The following is a 21738-nucleotide window of genomic DNA, read 5'->3' as shown; positions in this document are numbered from 1 at the left end:
CCGCGTAGGTGGGGTTGGTTCCTGTATAGCTGTGACTTCCAGTTGCCTGGTTCAAGATATTTACATTGTCGTGGTTGTGTGGAATATGCCTCTTCCATAGGGATGTCACAATAAAGTTATCCAAAAAAAGCACATTTGTTTTTATGTCTTTATTTGTGGCGAAAAAGCTGGTAATGTACCGCAGTGGAATTGTTGCAGTGATTAATGCTGGGATTACCTGGATTATTTTGATTATTGCTCCCTTGGGATTGTTTTCTGTAATTCTGTGTACTGTGGGGGTATTTATCAGCAGTTTAGCGGCTGGTTGGGTATGCGATCGCTCTTTATTAAATCTGTTAGAAGCAAGTTATCGTGATGTGATGTCAGCGCGTCGGGAGTCGGAAAACATCAATGCTGCAAGTTATCTAGATTTACTCACGCCAGAACAAAGGAACGAAGGTTGATGACTGAACCCGCATTGAGTTTACACTTAAGTGAAACAGTGATTTCCCAAAGCTGGAAATACCAATTTTTAACGATTTCGTTAACCAAAAGCGATCGCCTGATTGAACCAGCAGATTTGAGAGATTTAGAATTGCCATCTGGGATTGATACTACTGGTGGTGTGGTGATTTCTGGACGCGCCCCCATTTGGTTGTATGCTTATTTAGTTCATGAACTGCATCCTACAGCTTGGGTGGCTTGTTATGATCCGCGTTTTTTGGGTGCAATAGTTGTGGCTACTCACACTCATTTAGTTCGCATTGGTGATGTCATTCTCATCGATCCACCCAATGGCCGCCAGAAGGAATTATGTCCGGCTTTAATGATTGTGGGACCAGCAGATAGCGGTAAAAGTGTGTTTTCTCATGCTTTGTTTCAAGCTTTGTTAGCGGAAAATCCTGATATATATCTGCAACGCGCCCATTGGGATGGTGAGGGTAATTACCTTTTAGAATTGGAAGCAACAACTACTGAGGAGGAAATTGAATCTTTTAAAATGCGCGATCGCGGTGCTTTGACAGAGCGATTTTTCCCTTACCATTCTCAAGTCATTCTCAAGCTACGACGACAAAAATCTCTGGTAATTGTGGATGTGGGTGGGATGGTACAGCCGGAAAAGTTGCCGATTTTAGAGGCTTGTACCCATTATATGATTATCAGTTCCCAACTTGCGGCCATTGATGCTTGGCATGAATTTTGTGGCGCGCGTGGTAATTTAAAACCCATTGGTGTAATTAATAGTGTTCTGAGTGAGACAGAAATCATTCATCAGGAACAACCTTATTTAGAGATGACTGCTGGCCCCTGGATACGTGGAAAAGCTGCTACTGTCCCTCACGCTTTCTTGAAACGGGTGAGAGATTTAATTATCCTTCATAAGTAAATATTATGTAGTAATTGCTGTATTTTGTAGTGTTTTATATACAGTGCAGCAAATTATTACTCAGGCGATCGCACTTTAGGAAAAGATGATTTAATAAATTGAGCAATAATAGCGATAAACAAGCAATTATGGTGTTGAATAAGTTGCTAAATTTACGCCGCTAAAACTTGCTCAACTGTTAGAGTTAATTCTGGAAAAGTTTGCGATATAATTCTATCTGTACCTCGATAAGCAGTTGATTGGTAAATGCCTTGTTCATTGAGGATATAGACAAAAACTGTTGGCACTTTAGGATTACCTAAATAGTTACGGCTACCAATAGCTAAATAATCAACAATCCAATATTCAGAAATACCTAAACGTTGATATTCGTCGAGTTTATCTATATAATCATCTTCCCAATTTGTAGAAACTATTTCTACAGCTAGTTGTAATGGTTCAATAAAAGCAGTGTAATCAGATAAATTAGCATCCCACAGGTTTTTATCTACTACGCTAACATCAGGAACACGACCTTGTTCTTTCCCACCTGCTGTTAAAGTTCTAATTGTAATTCTTCCCGATACCCTGTAATTGAGATTTAGACGTTTAACTTCTAATTTAAAAGTATCACTAATAAATTCTGCTAAATTATCGTGTTTTCTGGTTGCCTGTATCCGCATTATTTCTCCATTTACAAGTTCATAACGCCCTTCTTCGGGAAAGTCGTAGTTGAGAAATTGAGCAAAGGTGAGTCTGTTTTTAGTTATAGTCATGGTTACTGCTGATAAAATTCATATTTTAGTTTAAGGATAGCGCTGTGAGGGGAAAGCGACCGCCCTTCATGCTATAGATAAAATGAGAATAAATAAAAAACCTTTCTAGTTTCATGATATGCGAACTTAAAAAATTTGCATAAGTTTTTAAATTAATGTCCCCTTGCGGGGAAGGAGATGGGTACACATAAATTATATGTAGCCTGACATCTCACGGATATTTGTTTCCGTCCCCTTACGAGGAATTTATTATCCTAATTATTCTAATTTAATATATCATGTTTCAGAGGCATTATTAACAGAATCAACAGCTTTTTTAGCAAGGTATAAGCGATAATTCTTTTCTAATTTTATCCAAGACTGAACAGAAGTACCAAAAGCTTCTGCTAGTTTTTCAGCAATTTCAAGTGTAATATACTGCTTACCCTGAATAATTTTTGAAATAATTTCCGGTAAATCCTTGTCAATTGCTAATAAATGAGCTTCCGTCCACATTCTAGCTTCTATTTCTCTTTGTAAAATTCTTCCCGGAGGAAAAGCTCTTACTGGTATTAAACGCTGTTGCATCTTTTCATTCCCTATAGAGATGTGTAGTGCATCTCCTCTATTCTACGTTGTAGAGACGCTAGTAGCATCTCTACACTACAGTTTTTCAATTCAGACTAAAAACTATCTGAAGTAATTTCTAGTGATGATAATCGATAATCTCGATAATTAAGAGATATTTGCTGATTTCATCCTCTTGGATTTTTACAATTAACCGCCAATTTCCAGTCAGCCATACAGCATACTGTCCCTTGCGGGTTCCTTTTTTTAGCTTATGAAACCCTAAGCTCCTATAGTTGTACAAATCCTGCGCGTTAATCACTATTTCCAGTATTTGCATTTTTTCTAAGAAGTTCTCATACACAGGTACCGTATATTTATGAGAACCTTCTCCTGTTTCGTACATTCTCTGGTCTTTTTTACAGGCGAAACGGGGACTTCCCCAAGGCTTCAGTTTCCGAGAGTGCTTCTGATTCACTTTATTATTGTGGGGCTGTTGGCGTGCGGATGGAGTCTTCATATCATTTATGTCATTATCTATACCTTTTAAGCGGGGGCTTATATCTAGTATTTGTGGTTTGCCTCGGTTGTGTTTAGTCATAAGTAAAACTATTTGTGTTGTAATAAACTACATTTTATTATAAGCAGGAGATATCCAAAGTAGCAGTAAATAGCCAAAATTACTCGTTAAACTTGACATTTTTAATACTTCCATCATCTTTCAAAGCAATAATCTTCACTTTTACTACCTGTTTTTCCTTTAGAGAGGCTGCTTTTCTGGGTTCTTTCTCAGTTAACTTAATCGTTTCCAATATCTCATAAGTTACTCTATTACCCTTAATACTAAGTACAGTAGCTTCTAAAATTTGACCAACTGTAAATTTCTGACTACTAAACACCTCTGCAATTTCCGCTTGACGTTCAGAAATTACCTCAACCTGGGGACTTAGTAAAATAGATATATCCTCAATGGGACTAACTTTGTAATACCGCATCAAACGCATCGCCCAGCCTAAAATTTTTAACATCGCCTGGGGGTGTGCTTGTTGGCTTTGCAGATATTCATGACACGCACTTTCTATACTGCGGTAGTAGCCTGCGGTTCGGCCACTGTGTCCTATTTGCCTACCGTTAATAACTAAAGTTTTAAGATAGCTAAAAAATCGCCGTCCTGCCTCTGGTTGCTCTACAATGCTACGCAGATACGCAATAACCTTTCCTACCTCGTTCACATCGGTTTCATCTTTAACCAAGGTTATCGCTAAATTGTGAGCAAGTTGAGATTCTGCTTCTGTCAAAGATTCTGTAGTCAACATTAATACATTCCTTCTGGGGGTTCGCGGTCGGTTGGGTAGCGTAGAACTTCTGCAAGTTGTTGCAGTGTTGAAAATTCAATGAGTTGGGAATGTGCTGTTTTAACTTGGGTGGCGATAAATTGCTGTAATGCTTCTCCTGTGAGAAGATGATCGTTATTAGGGGTGTAACTTTGGTAATGCGATCGCAAATCCTCAAAACTTTGTAATATCTTGGCTTGTGCAACTTCTACAGTCATTGTTCCCATACCAATGGGTTTCCCACCACCAATTTTTAAAGCAATGGGGTAGTTAGAATCTTGTCCCAGCACAACAAACAGCGTCCCCAGTTCTTCATGTTGGAGATTTTTAAATTGTAATTGGGTAGTAAACGTATATTCTCTAGCAGCTTGTTGAACTGGAATACCTTGATTTTGCCCCTTTTCAATAGCACGAACTGTATGATAGTAAAATTTACGTCCAGCAACTTTTCCCCTTGTATTAAAATAAGCACTTCCGGGTTCAGGTCTGGGACGATACAAAGATGGCATAAACCCTGTATTAAAACCCATACTGGCACATTTAGCATCATTAAACTCAATTAATCCCTGCCAATCTAAAGCCCCAAATACTTGACTCGCAGGACATAATTGTTCTTTATTTCGACATGGTAATCTTTCATTAGGTACTTTATCCCGATATTTAGAAGTAACTACAGCCAGGGTGCTATTTGTAATCGCTTCATAAACAGAACGAATGCAGCCTTTAAGAGAACTTCCTTGAATCAGAAGATGTTTATCAACTCCCTGCACCATTGTTTTAATTAAAGGTACGCGAGTAGCAATATCACTACCAGGAACAACCACACCAGTAGAAACATGAAGTGAAGTTTTAACTTTCAGAGTTAAAAATAAAGTTCCATGCAGACGATTGTGATCAAATCTATCATGTCCAGCCGGACCTTCTAAACGTGGTCGTTGCTGCGGAAAAGAAACAAGTTTGTATGGTTTTTGTATGTTATTAACATTTGAATCATCACGGGATGAAGGCTGAGGAGGTATTGGTTTTCGTGGCTTAGGTTTGGGGATATTGGTCATTTTAGTTAACCGTTAAAGCGATAAAATGAGTAGTTGCTGTATCAGAGTCCTGGAAATATCTTTGCTTAATTTTTATCTCTTCCGGCTTGATGGATTGATTGTTTTTACCTTTAAAAGTGAAACCTTTGGGAAATTTTGTTTCTTCTGGGTTGTGCCAATAAGCATCTCTATCACAAATTGCCCAATTACCAGTTAATTTTTCAAAGCCTTCTAAGCTAAATTCCTGTTGACTGAGAATTAAAACCTCATAACTTGAACGATATTTTTTCCATCGCATTTCACAGATAAAATTAAAAACCTGTCCCTCTACTTCTCCTCTTTCAAAAGGTAATTCTTGACCAATTCCACTCACAGCATGAGAGTAGCGTAAAAAGTAATAACTTTCAGAGTTAGAAATTTGTGTAATTAAAGTATTGAGTTCATCAGATGATACCAATTGTTTATGATATACATACCCTGGTGTCAGTTCTTGACTCATGCTGCTAAAACCTCACTCCAAACAGTAACAGCACGTTCAAATAAATCTTTTACCCCAGAATTAGTATTATTTCCCCATGTCAGTTTTACGCCAATTCCTAAGTCCATTGATTCTGCAAAACCTTCAGAATCTCGCTGATCTGGTTTAGGAAATTCGTATTTTCTGGCTTCATCATCTGTTAAAAATTCCCCAACACCTAGTAAAGAATTAGCATCCCATTCTTGTGAATGTCCTAGTTGCCGAATTTTTCTGCCTGTAGCGTTGAGTTGACATCCGGGATATTGAACAACTGCACTATTATATTCAACGCGAACCGTACCTAAACCGCGAGATTTAGCAAACCCTAAACCAAACCAAGCATCATTTAAATCTCGCAATACTAAACCAATTAAACCAAGTTGTGCCAAAGTGAAATTTTTGAGATGTATTTTAGTCTTAAATTCCCCAGCAGTGCAAACTTGATAATTAAATGGACCAACCGCGACAGAACCAAACACCCTATCAATAGCTACACCATTACGTTCTTCTAATCTCACTTGTTTGAGGTCAACTGGATGTGCATCTTCAATGCGAATACGGCTTGCTATTGACGTATTACCAAAAATTTGATCAGTAAATGAAGACTGTTTATATATTTCTTCACTTGCTAAGTTTTTAGGTAAATAATCACCTTTCATTGGGTCATTTGCCCAAAGTGGTTTAGTATTAGTATCACTACCAACAGTCCGAACAATTCTTTCTGCGTGAGCGCGAATTGCACCTTTTAAACCACTTCCCGGTAAATAAATTGACCATCCACCACTATGAAATGTTCTCACAAATTCCATATCAGGGTTTGTAGGATCTGCGCCTTCACGTCCCGACTTAATGAGAATGGGTCCATCGGGAATAATGCTTAAATCTATAGTGCAGTAATTAACAAATTTTTTGTGCATAATTTTAGAGTTAAAGTATTAAATTAAACAGCGAGTAAACTATTTAACTGCATTTCACATTGTTTAAATACAAAATTCACAACAGCAAATAATTTATCTAGTTCATAAATAGTGTAAGGAGTAATATTTTTGGTGAATTTATCACCTCCTAACTTTCCAAATTGCCATGTTACCCCATTAGAAACAATACCAAAAATAGTAATTTCATACTCTCCATTTAATCTTTGAGCAGCAATCATTTCTGCTAAACATTGCGCCCAACCCGCTTCAAAATTGTCTTGTTTAGCTTCAACTAAAATAAAGTATGGTTGGTCAAAGACAACTTTACCTAAAGGGGAACGTTTAGCTAAAATATATTCAGGAAATCCTGATAACTTTTCATCATAATTTAAGGATTGATGACTCCAGAGAATAAAATTTTGCCGATAGGTTTTCCACACTTCTTTGAGAACGGGATAAATTAGATTTTCACAGATAGCAAATTCTGAGTTATCAATGACAGCATCCCGCATCATTAATTCTAAATCTTCGCGGAAATAATTAGAAACATTAAAAGGAATGTCGCTGAGGAAATTAGCTTCTGTGTACGTGACTTGAAATGTTTTGATGACTTCACCAATGATTTTGAAATTACTGAAAGCCATATTTACTTCCTCAAGATTTTACTTCAGTTACGGTTGTAGGATTATTGAGTATATTTTCTGTTAAATAATTGACTAGTGATTGAGTCCAATTCTGTTTATGGGATTGTAGCTGTTCTGAACTACAAAGATAATGGTTTTTATCTCCTTGAACTAACCTTTGCAAATAGTCTAATAATTCTTCAGGCTTATTTTCTGGATAGTCAAACCACCACATTTCCCTAATATCTAGTTTAACAACTCCTAAACCACGGGAACGTCCACCACCAAGGGGAATTTGTTCTGTTTCAAACTGATGTAACCCAATCATCAACAATCCCAATTCCCAAGGTTCTGCATTTTCTACCACGGCGCGAAATTCAAACTGTGTACCAGCAGGTACTACTTGGAAGTCATAGAGTTTCCCATCGGCTGCGGTTTCAGTATCGCGGTCAATTGCTACACCGTCTCTTTCTTGGTATTGTCCAAACCATGTGTCAGGTACTACAGTTAAATCCCGTACTTGAAATTTACTTGCTATCCAAGGTGAACCAAAAAGACGAGAGATTAAATCTGTCATTTCAATAAGTTTTCGCGTCAACTCCACATCATTATCTTTGTGCTGTTCTTTTAAATCTTTGACGTAATTGTTTCTAGTTAAACTGGTTAATTCAGCCGGATCTTCAGCAAAACTGGTATCAATACCTCTGAGAAAACTTTCAAGACGGGATCTTAATGCACCTTTAAAGCTAGAACCTGGGATTAATGGTTGTCCTAATGCATCTTTAATCACGGGTAAATCTGTTCCTATGGGTTCTGTGGAACGTCCCGCACTAATACGTAATGCAGTGATAGTGGTAAGTTTACCTGTAATTTCTAGACGGTTTTTAAATGTGTCAAACATGGTTTAATTATCTACCTTTAATTTTTTCACTTCTTTCAACATGATCATGTGTTCCGTAGTAACGAAGTTCTAAAGTATCTCCTAATACTTTGCAAGTTACTCTCAGGCTATCGTTAACTCTAAAATGATCTATAGAAGTGTTTTTGTATCTGTTAAAATCTAATCCTCCACCAAAAAGAATTTCTGTACTACCTTTTGATACAATTAATTTTTGAGATACTTTAGCTATTGTTTGGTGTAATTTTATCCTTTCTTGGGTACTCCTAATTTTTTCATAATCCTCAAAAAAGCTGTCTGCATAATTAATTCTTGGGAAAATAAATAAATTTTGTGCTAATAAATCATCTTTACACTGATTCCAAATTAGCTGACCCCAAGTAGATAGAATCATTTCTTTATCAATAGTTAAAACCCATTCTTCTGGAACTTTTTTAGCCTCTTCCCAAAAAGTTGGTATCGCAGCAGCTTCCATCATAGCTAGTTGCACTTTATATTTTTCCACCTTACCAATATCAATTGAAATAGGTAATTTAGGAATCTTTATGGACTTATCAGACCCTTCAAAGATATAAATAATTTCATCAGCATAAAACATACCTATCGTATTAAAGTATCCCTGTAAAGCTTTAAAGCCGCCTACTAAATTAAAACAAATTTGATATTTGTCATCTTTATATTTATTGAGCATTTCTAGAATATTAGGTATTAACTTAGCCATAGCTTCTGTAAAAACAGCAGTGCTAGAAATTGATAGTTCCGGCTGAATTAAGGGGAATGCAGCTTCAATACCTTTGCTTTTTAAAAACGATTCTAGTATTTGAGATGTAGCTTTACCTTGAGCCGTATCTGTTGTAATTAGTATGTGAGTGTCATATCTACCATCTTCTATTTTCTCATCATATAAACCATGAATGCCGTTTAATTCCGCACTCATTTCTCTTATTTCTAAAATATTACTATCATCTAACTTTTCTGCTATTCTCCTTTCTAAAGGGACAATTATTTTTGAAAATACATGAGAATAATCCGAACTACTTTCAATTTTTTCTTGAGTCCAGTTAGCTGTTTTAGTCAAATCGGAAATCCATTTTTTAGGATCTTTATCTTCATTAATTGCATTAGTTAGTAAACTTGTACCTACTGTGGAAATTACAAGACGAGGCATATTGACTCCTTATTTTAGTTCATTAATTTCGAGAATTGGAATTTAACCTTGCTTCTCCAACTAAAGCTGTATGTTTTCTGGCAAGATGGCCTAAATACAGTTGTATAAGTTTAAGATGGATTTGCTTTGTAAGTTCTGTCTGATTGCTTGGAGCATCAACATATTGATTTAATGGGTGATTCTTAGGTATAGATTTTCTCACACAGCGAACGATTTTCTCAGCATATTCTATCAATTGGTCAAGCTCTTTAACTAATTCTATAGCAAATATATCATTACCTATTTTCTTACTCCAAATAGGACTTGCTCCACTTTTACCAATCTGACATTGGATAAAAAGTTTAATAGTTGCAATTGAAGTATCAGAACTCATAGCAGTAGATAAAACATTCCTAAAAGGAGATTTTTTATCTTCAATTCCAATAGAAAAGTTCTCAGATAATTTGTTTATTTTATCAATCACATCATCCATTTTATCTCCTGTAGCTTTCTGGATTCTAAACTCTAGTTGCTGCTGCAAAAAGCCATCTAAACTATCTAGCATATTAAACTGCATCCTCTCTCATTACTAAATGAAACTCATTACAAATTTCTACTTGTCCAAAACCTTCACAAGTTCTTTCACCAACTCCTGTTAACTCTAAGTTAGCTAAAGCTGCATACCATTTTTCTGGGTAAAATGTACTAAATAAGTAAACACCACCTTTATTAGTCACTAATTCTACATCTTTCATTAACCCCCAAGCAGAATTCCAACCTGAACGATAATCATAACTACTATAAGCAGCATGAATTTCTAATGATGAATCATCCACTCCTGCAAATTGTTGTAACATTGATGGAGAAATTACCGTTGTGCGTTGCCAATTTTCATTTAAAATTGCATCTGATTGTAAATCTAATGTGAAATATGTTTTTTGCTGTAACTCTTTAATTGAATTACCAAAAATTGACCATCTTTTCCAACGTTCCCACAATTTAGAGTTAAAAAGTTCTATTTTTGTTTGAGTATTATTTGTAATCTCAACGATTTCAGCATTAATTTCTACTTTTCCTAAACCCCTTGAACTTGAACCACCAATGCGAAAATTAAGTGAATTTTCACTAATAAAATTTTTCAGTAATTTTGACAATGCCTCTGTAACAATAATAGATGATATATAATTTACAGGTCTGGGATTCTTGCATTTTGATTCTGATTCATTTAAAACCTCAATACTATACAAAATTTCGTCTTCTGATATAGCACGTTTTCTATTTATTCCTACCTTAGTTAATAAACGTTTTTGTGCTGAAAGCTTATAGTATTTATCGTTAAACACACTATAAAAAGTGATTCCTGGTGAATCTACTCTTCCTCCATCAACAGGACAATTTGGTTCGTATGGGTAACTATAGCAATCTGCACACAAACGGTCAAAGAGAGTATCAAAAACCCCATTACACTTATCACCATTACAGTTCTTCCCTGTTTTGAAACCTGGGTTTGTCTTTGAACTTAAAGCAGTAGTTGGTAATATTTTTACTTCTTCTTCTAGTTTAAAATCATCTTTTTCAATTTTGCGAATATTAGGATAAGCATTTTGAAAAATTGCCGGGTTATCACTCAAAAACAAAGCCTGAAAATCACCACCATTTTGACTCAAATCCCTAAACTGTTGATTTGATTGTTTTAAAATTTCGCTGGCCACCGCACCACGAATCACACTACCAGGAATATAGTCTTCACATTCACTAACAGAACCACCTGGTTTTTGTCGAGAAATAGCTAGGGGAGATAAGGCTTTAATTTCTAATTCAATCCGCTTCACTTTATCACTCCTTTTGCTAAAAACTGCCAAACTTCAGTAAGATTAATATTTTCTAAGGCATTTTCTAATTCTTCTAATTCCCAATGCAGCCAACCTAAACCAACCGACTTACTCCCGCCTAAAGCATAAATTTGTCGCAACCCTGCCAAAATTAATACCTTTGCATAATCAGGTCTTTCTGGTGTCAAACTCGGTTGAATATGTATCTCTCCTTTAAACTGAAGTTGTGCATTTGCAGGTGAAGTTTCTAAAAAGTAAAGTTTGCTTTCTTCCGCAGTATGACGACGGCGATTTATTGTCACACCAGGACGGATGATTTCTGGTAAGTTTTCTGGGTCTTGCGTACAAATCAAATCATCAAAAATTACCCGTGAAGGTAAAATTGGATCACCAAAAATCTGACTGATTAAACAGTGGTATGTGTGTTTATATCCAGGTATTTTGTATTCATTTCGCTGAAAATTAGCAGGTGCGTTATCTCTACGAATAACCATTCTGCCTGCATTGGGAGACTCAGAAATTTCCCATTGTAAACCGCGCAGTAATTTTTCACATTCATGGCGCACTCGCCCTTTTATTTGTGAACCAGGAATTAGTAAGTTACCTTCTGAGTTGCGGACAATGGTTTTATCTGCTAAAGAACCTGAAGAACCTCCCGCACCTACACATAAAGCTGAATCAATTATGGCAGTAACTGTGTAAGTTTCGCCTTTCTGCGTATTATTATTTAATAAGTCATGAAGTTGTATCATAGCGAAGTCTCCTGTTGCGATGGTTCTGGAGATTTGCTATCTGAAAATTTGATTAAATCGAATAAGTCTACCATTTCTCGCCAAATAGTTTCATATTTTTCTTCTTTAATATCGTACATCCAAGGTGCAATTTTCCCTGGATTAGTTTTGGCTTGACACCATATCTTTTCAAAATCCGATTGAAGTGTAGACTGTCCTTTATTTAGTCGGCAACGAAAATAATAATAATTTAAACTCGCAGTTCGTCTACCTCGTTCTAAGAAGCTACGTATTTGATAAAGTTGCGATCTAGGAAACTCAGCTTCTTGCAATGCATGAATAGATTTCAGAAATTTATCTAATTCTGGCAATGTATAAGGTGCAGCATAAAGCTTAAGTTTATCAATGGTTAAGGCTTGTTTGCGGAAATCTTCGATATTTGACGAAATCATGGTGACTGATTTCATGGTAAAAAAATCTACGGTACCACCATAATAAGTTATTTTTTCATTTTTTGTTTCATCAGTATAATTTAAGGTTTTAGCATATTTTTTTGCAGATTTTAACAATTGTGTTACTAATTTTTCCGCATAGTAAATTGGCGTGTTATAAGCTGTGATTAATACACCAGTTGACATACTTAATTTACATTGATCGTGTTCTGATATTTTTTCAGAAAAACGATTAAATTTGTTGGGTTCATGAAGTTTTTCTTTTACTTTGTAGTCGCCTTTTATTTGTACTCCTGATATCTCTGTTTTCTTCAAAAGAATGTTTTCAAATTGCTCACCAATCATTTTAGCAATTTGCAAAGCTTTATCGGCAGGTACTATTAATAAAATATCATCACCGCCAATAGTGATAATTTCAAATGGATGAATTAAATAACCATTTTTAGTCTTTGATTCTGGTTCAGTGATACCTTTCATTTCACGGGGATGAAGATTCTCGGCTAAAGCTTGATATACAGCATATTTTGTGGCATTTTCAACGTCTTCGCTAAATTCTTTATACTTTTCGGGAGTGCGGATATTTTGAATAAAACCGCCCATATTATTACCATCGGCATAAATGTAAGCAATATAGCCATTACTTACTTTGCTCAATTCCGTTAAAGATTGGGGGATTTTAATTTCTGGTTTCTGAGTGCTGTTATTTCCATAATATACCTGAGACTGTTCTGAATTTTTTGTCAGAAATTCCTCAAATTTATCAAGCCAACTTTCAATTATTCCAGCATCCCAGTTTAGTCCTATATCTTGATACCATTTAGGTATTTCCGAAATCCCAGTTTTTGCTCTGTCACCTACTCGTCTTTTACGGATTAAAGTTTCAGATAGATAAGGTTGTCCAGTAAGTTCATTTATATAAGCGATCGCAGAACGTTTATCACCTTCATCTCTCCTTAAATAGGGATGTGTTTCAAACATTGATGGATAGCGACGAGTAGGACGATTTTCGGTTTTATTACCACTACGACGCTGATTAAAACGAATTGCTAGTTTTGTAGTTAATTCATTAAAACTTTTATGCTTTTTAAATGTATTTTCAATTTCTGAGAAATCATTAATTTTCCCAAAACACGCCTCAACAATAGTATTTTGATGCTGTTTTTGATATTTTTCCAACCAAAATGTTTCTTCAATATTATCTTTAAGCAAACCTAAACGAGTTTCTATTACTCTAAAGTTTTCCCCAACGGCACAAGAATTAGCAGTTAAAGTCTCTTCTGTATAACGTTTTTCTATAGCATTTGCTAAATCATCGACAAAAGCAGCAGGGCAAAAAGCCAGGATATTACCACCAGTTGAGTAAATAATCAGTTCAGGAATTAAACCATCTGTTAAATTAGGTTCATTAGGAAAGTTATAATTGAGCCACATTCTAATTTTACTACATTGTACATTGTAGTAATTTTGATGTATTGATTCTGGAATAATATTAAAAAAAGCAGGTAAATCAACTAAGTTAATTCTATCTAAAAGCCCGGAAGCACCGCGAATATCTGGAAGTTTAGATTCTTCAAACACATACTGCTTAATCTTAGTTGCACCACCGTAAACTAAACCAATTTTAGATTCCCATAAAATAGAATGTTTTTCTGTTAATTGCTTTAAATCATCTAAGGTTTTGGGAAATTTTTCTGGATTCTCTAATTTTTCTAATTCTCTGACTGCATCCACCAAAGAAGATACTTCCTCTGGTACTTTTTCCCCAGTTTTCAAAGCCTCCCGCATCTCCTGTAAAACAGTAATGTCAAACTGTGGTTGACGTTTATTACCCCAAGCTAAACACCATGCGATCGCAATTGATATCGGATGAAGTTCCATTGTGTTCATTTCCCTACTTTATTTTCTATAGCTTGTAACTAATTTAGACTACATAACCGCATCCAATCCTGAGCTATGGGACGACTAAAAATATCCTCGCCTGGTGCAAAGTCATGAATATCACTAGTTTAAAACGGCAATACAGTATAAATCATATCTTCTTGAGGATAAAACTCACTATCAAGATTTCCAATGACAGTTATATTGGAATTTTGCCAAAATCCTGGTAATTTGCGTATATATTCGGTTGGTTTCGCGCCAGCAAAACGCTATCAATCAATTAAATCACCGAGTTTATAGGCAGGATTATGTGTGATAGAAATTACATATTTGCCCATCTTAGGATCAAAGAAACCAATAGCACCGTAAATATGACTAAGTTTATGGGCTAAAACAAAGGCTACAGGTATAGAAATCGGCCCGTTAATTTTTAGCAATTGTCCTCCTGTGAGTTCTCCCGATGTGGTCATTTCCTCAAGTCGCGCGGCTGCATCCTTGACAATTTGATCGTTTTGAGCAGGTTCGCCAAATCTCACTCGTAATATCCCGTCGTTGAATTCGATGTTGTAGGTAGTCATTGCTGCGGTGTTTTTTCATCAATAGCTACATCATACACGGTCGCTGGAAGAGGCTGATTCCAATAGACTGGATGTTGATGTTATACCAAGTTTGCTGAATTAGCTATGCTTCAACATAACAAAATAAAAGCAACTACTGGTTACAAAGTAGTTACCTAATGAGAATATATTTGGTGGGTTTTAATCCCCTTGCGGGGAAGAGAGATGGGAGATTAATTAATATAATCATCCAACATCTCACGGATTAATGTTTTCGCCGTTGAATGAAATCAATTTGGTACATGGACTTGACTCCTATTCAGCATATGACGAGTCTTTGTTTCCGTTCCCTTGCGGGAAATTTTACCTACTAAACTATTTTAACTTTAAAATATCTTTTATCTGCTGTAATTTATCAAAAGATATATTAACTTCTGACTGATGATTTTTAAAATAGTCTATTGCACTATTATATTTTATGCCTTGTAAGTATCTAGCTTTTTGACTCGCGTCCTCCAAATCGTTATAAAGTTTCTCCAATCTCCTATTTTCTAGTTTCTTTGCAAGCTTACGAACATAACCCCGACGAGAATCATGTGGGGATTTTTCTGGAAATTGACTTGTTATATCATCCCCTCTTTGAGAAGCATAATATTCTACCCAGTGCAATGCTGCATAAAAGCACATAGTTACTGTCCAATCGGGATAAGCACTTTCAATACTGCGTGCTGCATTTTCATTGCTTTGAGCTTGCACAAGGTAGCGTTCACAGGTCATGATTTCTTGAAAAAGCGGAACTACAGTTAATTAAAGCACACTGAATTTAAGAGAATTACTTACCCACCGTTCTCGTCTACCTACCTCGGTTTCAGAATCGGCGATTACCTGATCTTTAAGTGAATAAAATTTATCTACTATCTGAGGACGAAAATACCATTCTTCGGCAGATTCATCTATTAATTTCCATTCATAGTCAATTACCAAATCTTGAATTTTATCCCAGTTTTCATTTGATAACTCAATATTTGGTTCCAACTCTATCTGAAAATCAATCCAATGAATATCAGGATAACTTGTAGCAACCGCTCTAACCCTTTTCACTTCTACTAACTGATATAATTCATTTACCAATTTTTGGATTTCATGAATTGAATCATGACTTGTTGATTTATTTGATTTAACTAAACGTAATTCAGATGAACCACGATTACTCCAATTTGTATTGGTTTTTAAATTTGAAACAGAATGTGTCTGTGTTGAGTTAGGACTTGGAATCATGCTTCTCCTTTTAAAAATTCATCTAATCTGTCTCTCAAAAATGCTGCGTGCTGTCTAGTAAATGCAAAATTGATTGGATTTATAGTTAATGATGATTCTTGCTCATCTTCTATGAATGGACTATCTGAGAGCATTCCTGCGAGCAATATACGATTTTCTTCATCAATTGCAACACGTATACCAGTAACAAATAACACTTTGTTTTGTTCTTGTTTACTCATAATTTATTTCTAACCCTACTTTACATAAAAACGAAAGAGCGAAAATGCTGTAGTTACTACTAGATATGCTCTCTCACATTTTATAATAGCTCTACTGGTAGTAGAGCTAAACCAAGCTTTTTGCTAGACTACTTTGTTGATGTAAATAGATTTGAAGCTTTGGAAATAGGAGAAGAAGCAAGAAACTGAGATTTTATTTGAAACTGACTAACAGTTTTATACTGTTTTTGAAAAGATTCACAATGCGTCCATGCAGAATACGAGTCAAATCCTATTTTGAAGTTTGACGTTGATTCAGGCATAATCTGACCTCTTAAAAACTACATACTAATTATAAGCATTTTTACAGCCGATATCATCCAATTTTGCAATTTTTATACAGAAATTTAGTAAAATACTCCACAACACTTGCATAGAACTCGGTAATGGTCAGAACAGCTAAACTTACCAATCGTCAACCCAAACTCACACTTCCCAGATGGGCAGATAACACCGAATTGGTGGGATTAGAATTTGACCTCGAAGCACTTACCACCAGTTCCCTCTACTCCCAATACACCATCGCCCTCCATGCTTGGTTTCTTGACCAAGTGCGACAACTTGACCCAGACCTTTCCGCCTATCTCCATGATGGGGAATCAGAAAAACCCTTTAATATCTCAGCCCTAGAAAGTCAACTACTTCCCACGGGTAAACAATTACAACTAGAAGCAAACCAAATTTTACACTGGCAAGTTAATGCTATATCTGCAAAGGTGGCTGAGTTTCTCAAGCTATGGTTAACCCAATTGCCACCAACCCTAAATTTAAGAGGTGCTACTCTACAAATAAAACAGGTGAGAATCGCTCATCCACCTACCACCTACTCCCAATTATTACAACCACCCGCAAAATACTCTCACATCAATCTCAGCTTTATCTCACCTACTAGCTTTCGCCGCAAAGGTCATCATTTCCCCCTCCCAGTACCTGTAAATCTCTTCCATAGCTACCTGCGTCGCTGGAATGACTTTTCCCAAATCCCCATCTCACAAGCCGATTTTCTCGATTGGATTGACGAAAGTGTAATTATTTATCAACACCGCTTGGAATCTGTGAAGGTCGCTGCGGGTAAACGAGGTTCAGTCACCGGCTTCACTGGGGCGATTTCCTGCGGGTTAAGTAAAGCTGCTTTGGCTAATACTGAGTTTACTCAGTTGTTCTATGCTTTGGTTAAACTCGCTCCCTACTGTGGAACGGGACACAAAACCACTTTTGGATTAGGACAAACTTCTCTAAGTTGGGTGGAACCAGAAGCCAGTAGTCCGACGCAGTTACTCACAAATCTTCTGGGAGAACGGATTGAGGAGTTAACTGCTATCTTTACTGCACAACGCAAACGCTCTGGGGGCGATCGCACTGATAAAATAGCGGCAACTTGGGCGACAATTTTAGCCCGGCGCGAAATGGGCGAGTCTTTAAAGCTGATAGCAGAGGATTTGGAAATGCCTGTGGCTACAGTTAAAACGTACACTAAATTGGCTAGGCGATCGCTTAAGGATGCAGATTTATGAGGATTTGGTATCATGCGATCGCACTTTTCTACAAAACGCTACGCGATCTCGCACAGTAGACCCAAAGAAGAGGAAAGGTAATTTTGGCAATCCCTTTTTTTTGCGCTAGTATGATAACGATTCTCATTATTTTATGGCTATGATTAGTTCTGTGATCCAGTCCCAGGGAAATTGGCATCAGCAAGACGAAAAACTTGCACGGGTTCGCCACACTTGCGCCTACATTTTGGCTATAGCTGGCAGTAAGGTCTAAAATTTTACCATCACAAGTAATATGACTACTCTCACACCATCCGCAACCAACGTCATACCAGAGATTCCTAAACGGGGAATGCCGATTACTTTAATCACTGGATTTTTAGGAAGTGGTAAAACTACTCTTCTCAATCAAATACTCAAAAATAAACAAGATTTAAAAGTTGCTGTCCTAGTCAATGAATTTGGCGATATTAACATTGATAGCCAATTGCTTATTTCTGTAGACCAAGACATGATGGAACTCAGCAATGGTTGTATTTGTTGTACTATCAATGATGGATTGGTTGATGCTGTTTATCGCATTTTAGAAAGAGAAGAACGCATTGATTATTTAGTCATTGAAACTACTGGTGTAGCTGACCCTCTACCAATTATTCTTACCTTTTTAGGCACGGAACTTAGAGATTTAACAAACCTAGATTCTATTATTACTTTAGTAGATGTAGAAACTTTTGATGCTGAACATTTTCAAAGTGAATCAGCTTTAAAACAGATAACTTATGGAGATATTATTCTTCTGAATAAAGTAGACCTTGTTACCCCAGAAAAAATTAAAGAAGTCGAAACTTATATTCATCAAGTGAAAGTGGGGGCGAAGATTCTGCCTACCCAATATGGGGAAGTGCCGTTACCATTGATTTTGGACACACAGCTCACACCCCAATCACAGTATATATCTATTGCGGAACAAGATGCCCACAAAGAGCATCATCATGAACATGAACACCATCATCACGAACATCATCACCATCACTCTGAACACTTAGATAATGATGGCTTTATCTCCATTTCCTTCCAAAGCGATCGCCCTTTTGATGTTCACAAATTTGAAGCCTTCTTGACTGAAGAAATGCCAGCCGGAGTATTTCGTGCTAAAGGCATACTTTGGTTTAATGACAGTGATCTGCGTCATATCTTTCAACTTAGTGGGCCTCGTTATAATTTACACGCAGATGATTGGTATTCTCAACCAAAAAATCAGCTAGTTTTTATTGGCAGAAACTTGAAACCCAGTGAAATTCACTCTCATTTGGATAAATGTTTGGTATGATGAGAACGTGTAAAGTTATGTTACACTCATTCATTAGTCAGGGGTAGTCAGAGGTCAATGACCACCGAAATCTCACAACTGACTAATTCATCAAAACATTCCTACAAAACTCAAAAAATGACTTTATCGATTCGTCCCGATCTAACTTCTGCCGATCAGGTACTATCGTCTTTAACTGCTCAAAAGCAGCCAAAAGTAACAGAAGCAGAAATGATGCAGGCTGTGCGGACTTTGTTGATTGGATTAGGAGAAGATCCAGACCGCGAAGGACTCAAAGACACTCCCAAAAGAGTCATGAAAGCCTTGCAGTTTCTCACAAAGGGATACACTGATTCTTTGGACGAACTGTTAAATGGAGCAGTTTTTACAGAAGATGCCAATGAAATGGTGTTGGTTCGGGACATCGATATTTTCAGTTCCTGTGAGCATCATATTCTGCCAATTATTGGCCGCGCTCATGTTGCCTACATTCCCAACGGCAAAGTCATAGGTTTATCTAAAATTGCCCGCATTTGTGAAATGTATGGACGACGTTTACAAGTCCAAGAACGTCTCACCACCCAAATTGCTGACGCATTACAAGGTTTACTCAAACCCCAAGGTGTTGCAGTCGTTGTGGAAGCAACCCATATGTGTATGGTCATGCGCGGTGTGCAAAAGCCCGGTTCTTGGACTGTTAGTAGTGCCATGCGGGGAGTTTTTGCAGAAGATTCCAAAACTCGCGAAGAATTTATGAATTTGATCCGCCACAATGCTAAGTTTCATTAAATCGTTACCATAGAGCTAAGTTTATATAGCTCTTGATTTAGGTGTAGAGATGGGAAATTTCTTGTCTCTACTTTAATAAATAAACTAAAATTTACAAGTTAAATATAAGTGATAAAATATACTTAAAAATCATTCATTCTCTAAGTATCCACTAAATCTATCAACAGCAGTCATCAGAAAATTAAGGTAAAAGCAAATTGTGATCCTTGCAGAATTAAAGTTTTTTGATTAATAGTCTGGGAAACTTGAAAATCACTAATTAGCTGAAAAAACGACAGCTATTTGTCATTTTTCCTGATCCAATCGGATCTATAAAAAGAAGTTTGGATTTTTTTATACTCAGAACAGATGCTCACTGATTTTGCATACAAAACTTTACAATGTTCAAACTCGTCATAACTGACCGCTAACCAGTGGAACGCTTCCCTGTAAACTAGAGTTAGTCGCAGATAAATAGCCCAAAATCACTGTGCTGTGGTCTAAACTAGACAATCTACACTTTCTCGGAGGTAGTCAAATTTAAGCGATCGCCTGATAATAGCATCAAGTCCTGTTTGATCTGCGTAGCTTGATAGTTAAAAATTTTTCCTATAATTATGTAGTATTGCCAACCTAATTTACTAGCGATCGCATTACGATTTAGTCACATTTATTTTTTAAAGTCCTATTCTAGAATTTTCTGGTTAAAATAGTATATCTGTTCTATTCAAGTTCCCAACCCAAGATTCCTTACATCCATATAACTCCTATATTTAGAGGACCACAATGGCTATCAACACTGATACTTCCGGCAAAGAAAAAGCATTAAATATAGTACTCAACCAAATTGAGCGCAGCTTTGGTAAAGGAGCAATCATGCGTCTGGGTGATGCTACCCGGATGCGAGTAGAGACAATTTCCACAGGAGCGCTCACCTTAGATTTAGCATTGGGTGGAGGACTACCTAAAGGACGTGTAATCGAAATTTATGGGCCAGAAAGTTCTGGTAAAACCACAGTAGCGCTACACGCCCTCGCAGAAGTTCAAAAAAATGGCGGTGTTGCAGCCTTCGTTGATGCTGAACACGCTCTCGATCCTACCTATGCTGCGGCTTTGGGTGTAGACATTGAAAATTTGCTAGTTTCCCAACCAGATACAGGCGAATCTGCATTAGAAATTGTCGATCAACTAGTGCGTTCCGCCGCAGTGGATATTGTCGTCATTGACTCAGTAGCAGCACTAGTTCCTCGTGCGGAAATTGAAGGTGATATGGGTGATATCCACGTTGGTCTTCAAGCCCGGCTGATGAGCCAAGCCCTACGTAAAATTACTGGTAACATAGGTAAATCTGGTTGCACAGTCATTTTTATCAACCAATTGCGGCAAAAAATCGGTATTACTTACGGTAGCCCAGAAACCACAACTGGAGGTAACGCCTTAAAGTTTTACGCCTCAGTTCGCCTGGATATTCGCCGAATTCAAACATTAAAAAAAGGAACTGAAGAATTTGGGAACCGTGTAAAAGTCAAAGTTGCCAAAAATAAAGTTGCACCACCTTTTAGAGTCGCAGAATTTGACATTATCTTTGGTAAAGGAGTTTCAACCTTGGGTTGTCTGGTTGACTTAGCAGAAGAAACAGGCGTGATTGTTCGCAAAGGAGCTTGGTACAGTTACAACGGCGATAACATTTCTCAAGGTCGAGATAACGCTATCAAACACTTAGAAGAAAAACCAGATTTTACTGCCGAAATCAAGGAATTAGTGCGACAAAAGCTAGATATGGGAGCTGTTGTTTCTGCTAACTCTGTGGCTAAAGCCAATCAGGAAGAAGAAGTTGAATTAGAAGAAGAAGAATAGCACTAATGCGCCTTCTGAATTAATACAGCATTTTGCTAGTGGATGAAGTACACATTTTAAGATTATAAATCTTGTGTACTTCAATCAGATAATATGATCTATCAAAAAAAATGCGTATCTAAAGATTGCAACATCCCACAAAAGACTTATGCGTTATTCCACTCAGCACTCAGCACTCCTGACTCA

The 21738-nt window shown here is 36.8% G+C and carries 24 protein-coding genes; 6 read left to right on the top strand and 18 right to left on the bottom strand.

Annotated features, from left to right (window positions below; all coding sequences use genetic code 11):
* Positions 1–143 precede the first annotated feature (143 nt).
* Positions 144–443: a CRISPR-associated protein Csx18 gene (csx18, locus tag VB654_RS04655; protein WP_323212334.1), complete on the top strand. Its 300-nt coding sequence runs from the start codon at positions 144–146 to the stop codon at positions 441–443.
* A complete protein-coding gene (crn3, locus tag VB654_RS04650) occupies positions 443–1366 on the top strand; it encodes a CRISPR-associated ring nuclease Crn3/Csx3 (protein ID WP_323212332.1) in 924 nt (307 codons plus the stop codon). The genes csx18 and crn3 overlap by 1 nt, the downstream gene beginning before the upstream one ends.
* Positions 1367–1518: 152 nt before the next feature.
* On the opposite strand, the gene VB654_RS04645 is transcribed toward crn3, so the two are convergent.
* The 18 genes from VB654_RS04645 to VB654_RS04560 form a co-directional block, all read right to left on the bottom strand.
* Entirely contained in the window at positions 1519–2121 is a 603-nt protein-coding gene (locus VB654_RS04645) for a Uma2 family endonuclease (protein WP_323212330.1), read from the bottom strand.
* A gap of 276 nt (positions 2122–2397) precedes the next feature.
* Positions 2398–2688, bottom strand: coding sequence for a transcriptional regulator (locus VB654_RS04640; protein ID WP_323212328.1), 291 nt, complete (start codon positions 2686–2688; stop codon positions 2398–2400).
* Between the two features lie 118 nt (positions 2689–2806).
* Positions 2807–3268 (bottom strand): type II toxin-antitoxin system RelE/ParE family toxin, encoded by a 462-nt coding sequence (locus VB654_RS04635; RefSeq protein ID WP_323212327.1) that lies wholly within the window; start codon positions 3266–3268, stop codon positions 2807–2809.
* Between the two features lie 79 nt (positions 3269–3347).
* Positions 3348–3983 carry a hypothetical protein gene (locus VB654_RS04630; RefSeq protein WP_323212325.1) on the bottom strand — a complete coding sequence of 212 codons (636 nt, stop codon included), beginning with the start codon at positions 3981–3983 and terminating at the stop codon, positions 3348–3350.
* Positions 3983–5056 carry an RAMP superfamily CRISPR-associated protein gene (locus VB654_RS04625; protein WP_323212323.1) on the bottom strand — a complete coding sequence of 358 codons (1074 nt, stop codon included), beginning with the start codon at positions 5054–5056 and terminating at the stop codon, positions 3983–3985. The genes VB654_RS04630 and VB654_RS04625 overlap by 1 nt, the downstream gene beginning before the upstream one ends.
* Before the next feature lies 1 nt (position 5057).
* The gene (locus VB654_RS04620; protein WP_323212321.1) at positions 5058–5534 is read right to left on the bottom strand and encodes a hypothetical protein; all 477 of its coding nucleotides are present in this window, start codon (positions 5532–5534) and stop codon (positions 5058–5060) included.
* Positions 5531–6469, bottom strand: coding sequence for an RAMP superfamily CRISPR-associated protein (locus tag VB654_RS04615; protein WP_323212319.1), 939 nt, complete (start codon positions 6467–6469; stop codon positions 5531–5533). The genes VB654_RS04620 and VB654_RS04615 overlap by 4 nt, the downstream gene beginning before the upstream one ends.
* 23 nt (positions 6470–6492) lie before the next feature.
* A complete protein-coding gene (locus VB654_RS04610; RefSeq protein ID WP_323212318.1) occupies positions 6493–7113 on the bottom strand; it encodes a hypothetical protein in 621 nt (206 codons plus the stop codon).
* Positions 7114–7123: 10 nt separating this feature from the next.
* Positions 7124–7993 (bottom strand): CRISPR-associated RAMP protein Csx7, encoded by an 870-nt coding sequence (gene csx7, locus VB654_RS04605; RefSeq protein WP_323212317.1) that lies wholly within the window; start codon positions 7991–7993, stop codon positions 7124–7126.
* 7 nt (positions 7994–8000) lie between these two features.
* Positions 8001–9158, bottom strand: coding sequence for a CRISPR-associated protein (locus VB654_RS04600; protein WP_323212315.1), 1158 nt, complete (start codon positions 9156–9158; stop codon positions 8001–8003).
* A gap of 22 nt (positions 9159–9180) precedes the next feature.
* Positions 9181–9702 carry a hypothetical protein gene (locus VB654_RS04595; protein WP_323212313.1) on the bottom strand — a complete coding sequence of 174 codons (522 nt, stop codon included), beginning with the start codon at positions 9700–9702 and terminating at the stop codon, positions 9181–9183.
* A gap of 1 nt (position 9703) precedes the next feature.
* On the bottom strand, positions 9704–10969 hold the full coding sequence (csx10, locus tag VB654_RS04590) for a CRISPR-associated RAMP protein Csx10 (protein ID WP_323212312.1): 1266 nt from the start codon (positions 10967–10969) through the stop codon (positions 9704–9706).
* Positions 10966–11721: an RAMP superfamily CRISPR-associated protein gene (locus tag VB654_RS04585; RefSeq protein WP_323212311.1), complete on the bottom strand. Its 756-nt coding sequence runs from the start codon at positions 11719–11721 to the stop codon at positions 10966–10968. Before VB654_RS04585 ends, csx10 begins: the two co-directional genes overlap by 4 nt.
* A complete protein-coding gene (cas10, locus tag VB654_RS04580) occupies positions 11718–14039 on the bottom strand; it encodes a type III-B CRISPR-associated protein Cas10/Cmr2 (RefSeq protein ID WP_416235656.1) in 2322 nt (773 codons plus the stop codon). Before cas10 ends, VB654_RS04585 begins: the two co-directional genes overlap by 4 nt.
* Before the next feature lie 263 nt (positions 14040–14302).
* Positions 14303–14608, bottom strand: a complete 306-nt coding sequence (locus VB654_RS04575; RefSeq protein WP_323212309.1) for a CRISPR-associated protein Csx3 — start codon at positions 14606–14608, stop codon at positions 14303–14305.
* A 354-nt stretch (positions 14609–14962) separates the two neighbouring features.
* Positions 14963–15364, bottom strand: a complete 402-nt coding sequence (locus VB654_RS04570) for a hypothetical protein (RefSeq protein WP_323212307.1) — start codon at positions 15362–15364, stop codon at positions 14963–14965.
* A gap of 30 nt (positions 15365–15394) precedes the next feature.
* Entirely contained in the window at positions 15395–15865 is a 471-nt protein-coding gene (locus VB654_RS04565) for a hypothetical protein (protein WP_323212306.1), read from the bottom strand.
* Positions 15862–16086: a hypothetical protein gene (locus VB654_RS04560; protein WP_323212305.1), complete on the bottom strand. Its 225-nt coding sequence runs from the start codon at positions 16084–16086 to the stop codon at positions 15862–15864. Before VB654_RS04560 ends, VB654_RS04565 begins: the two co-directional genes overlap by 4 nt.
* Positions 16087–16511: 425 nt before the next feature.
* Here VB654_RS04560 and cas6 point away from each other — a divergent pair, with 425 nt between their 5' ends.
* The 4 genes from cas6 (at position 16512) to recA (ending at position 21552) form a co-directional block, all read left to right on the top strand.
* Complete coding sequence (cas6, locus tag VB654_RS04555; RefSeq protein WP_323212304.1) at positions 16512–17639, top strand: CRISPR-associated endoribonuclease Cas6; 1128 nt, start codon at positions 16512–16514, stop codon at positions 17637–17639.
* A gap of 274 nt (positions 17640–17913) precedes the next feature.
* On the top strand, positions 17914–18948 hold the full coding sequence (locus tag VB654_RS04550) for a GTP-binding protein (RefSeq protein WP_323212302.1): 1035 nt from the start codon (positions 17914–17916) through the stop codon (positions 18946–18948).
* Positions 18949–19065: 117 nt separating this feature from the next.
* Positions 19066–19716: a GTP cyclohydrolase I FolE gene (gene folE, locus VB654_RS04545; protein ID WP_323212495.1), complete on the top strand. Its 651-nt coding sequence runs from the start codon at positions 19066–19068 to the stop codon at positions 19714–19716.
* Positions 19717–20481: 765 nt separating this feature from the next.
* Positions 20482–21552: a recombinase RecA gene (recA, locus tag VB654_RS04540; RefSeq protein ID WP_323212299.1), complete on the top strand. Its 1071-nt coding sequence runs from the start codon at positions 20482–20484 to the stop codon at positions 21550–21552.
* The last annotated feature ends 186 nt before the right edge of the window (positions 21553–21738 follow it).

The sequence above is a fragment of the Nodularia sp. UHCC 0506 genome (assembly GCF_034931045.1).
In the GTDB taxonomy this organism is placed as follows: Bacteria; Cyanobacteriota; Cyanobacteriia; order Cyanobacteriales; family Nostocaceae; genus Nodularia.
The sequence above is the reverse complement of the archived record's forward strand: the minus strand, read 5'-3'. Positions and strand labels throughout refer to the sequence as shown.

Excerpts from the sequence above, each read along its gene's own strand:
- csx18 (WP_323212334.1), top strand. The coding sequence starts at position 144 with ATGTCTTTATTTGTGGCGAAAAAGCTGGTAATGTACCGCAGTGGAATT.
- crn3 (WP_323212332.1), top strand. The coding sequence starts at position 443 with ATGACTGAACCCGCATTGAGTTTACACTTAAGTGAAACAGTGATTTCC.
- VB654_RS04645 (WP_323212330.1), bottom strand. The coding sequence starts at position 2,121 with ATGACTATAACTAAAAACAGACTCACCTTTGCTCAATTTCTCAACTAC.
- VB654_RS04640 (WP_323212328.1), bottom strand. The coding sequence starts at position 2,688 with ATGCAACAGCGTTTAATACCAGTAAGAGCTTTTCCTCCGGGAAGAATT.
- VB654_RS04635 (WP_323212327.1), bottom strand. The coding sequence starts at position 3,268 with ATGACTAAACACAACCGAGGCAAACCACAAATACTAGATATAAGCCCC.
- VB654_RS04630 (WP_323212325.1), bottom strand. The coding sequence starts at position 3,983 with ATGTTGACTACAGAATCTTTGACAGAAGCAGAATCTCAACTTGCTCAC.
- VB654_RS04625 (WP_323212323.1), bottom strand. The coding sequence starts at position 5,056 with ATGACCAATATCCCCAAACCTAAGCCACGAAAACCAATACCTCCTCAG.
- VB654_RS04620 (WP_323212321.1), bottom strand. The coding sequence starts at position 5,534 with ATGAGTCAAGAACTGACACCAGGGTATGTATATCATAAACAATTGGTA.
- VB654_RS04615 (WP_323212319.1), bottom strand. The coding sequence starts at position 6,469 with ATGCACAAAAAATTTGTTAATTACTGCACTATAGATTTAAGCATTATT.
- VB654_RS04610 (WP_323212318.1), bottom strand. The coding sequence starts at position 7,113 with ATGGCTTTCAGTAATTTCAAAATCATTGGTGAAGTCATCAAAACATTT.
- csx7 (WP_323212317.1), bottom strand. The coding sequence starts at position 7,993 with ATGTTTGACACATTTAAAAACCGTCTAGAAATTACAGGTAAACTTACC.
- VB654_RS04600 (WP_323212315.1), bottom strand. The coding sequence starts at position 9,158 with ATGCCTCGTCTTGTAATTTCCACAGTAGGTACAAGTTTACTAACTAAT.
- VB654_RS04595 (WP_323212313.1), bottom strand. The coding sequence starts at position 9,702 with ATGCTAGATAGTTTAGATGGCTTTTTGCAGCAGCAACTAGAGTTTAGA.
- VB654_RS04585 (WP_323212311.1), bottom strand. The coding sequence starts at position 11,721 with ATGATACAACTTCATGACTTATTAAATAATAATACGCAGAAAGGCGAA.
- cas10 (WP_416235656.1), bottom strand. The coding sequence starts at position 14,039 with ATGAACACAATGGAACTTCATCCGATATCAATTGCGATCGCATGGTGT.
- VB654_RS04575 (WP_323212309.1), bottom strand. The coding sequence starts at position 14,608 with ATGACTACCTACAACATCGAATTCAACGACGGGATATTACGAGTGAGA.
- VB654_RS04570 (WP_323212307.1), bottom strand. The coding sequence starts at position 15,364 with ATGACCTGTGAACGCTACCTTGTGCAAGCTCAAAGCAATGAAAATGCA.
- VB654_RS04565 (WP_323212306.1), bottom strand. The coding sequence starts at position 15,865 with ATGATTCCAAGTCCTAACTCAACACAGACACATTCTGTTTCAAATTTA.
- VB654_RS04560 (WP_323212305.1), bottom strand. The coding sequence starts at position 16,086 with ATGAGTAAACAAGAACAAAACAAAGTGTTATTTGTTACTGGTATACGT.
- cas6 (WP_323212304.1), top strand. The coding sequence starts at position 16,512 with ATGGTCAGAACAGCTAAACTTACCAATCGTCAACCCAAACTCACACTT.
- VB654_RS04550 (WP_323212302.1), top strand. The coding sequence starts at position 17,914 with ATGACTACTCTCACACCATCCGCAACCAACGTCATACCAGAGATTCCT.
- folE (WP_323212495.1), top strand. The coding sequence starts at position 19,066 with ATGACTTTATCGATTCGTCCCGATCTAACTTCTGCCGATCAGGTACTA.
- recA (WP_323212299.1), top strand. The coding sequence starts at position 20,482 with ATGGCTATCAACACTGATACTTCCGGCAAAGAAAAAGCATTAAATATA.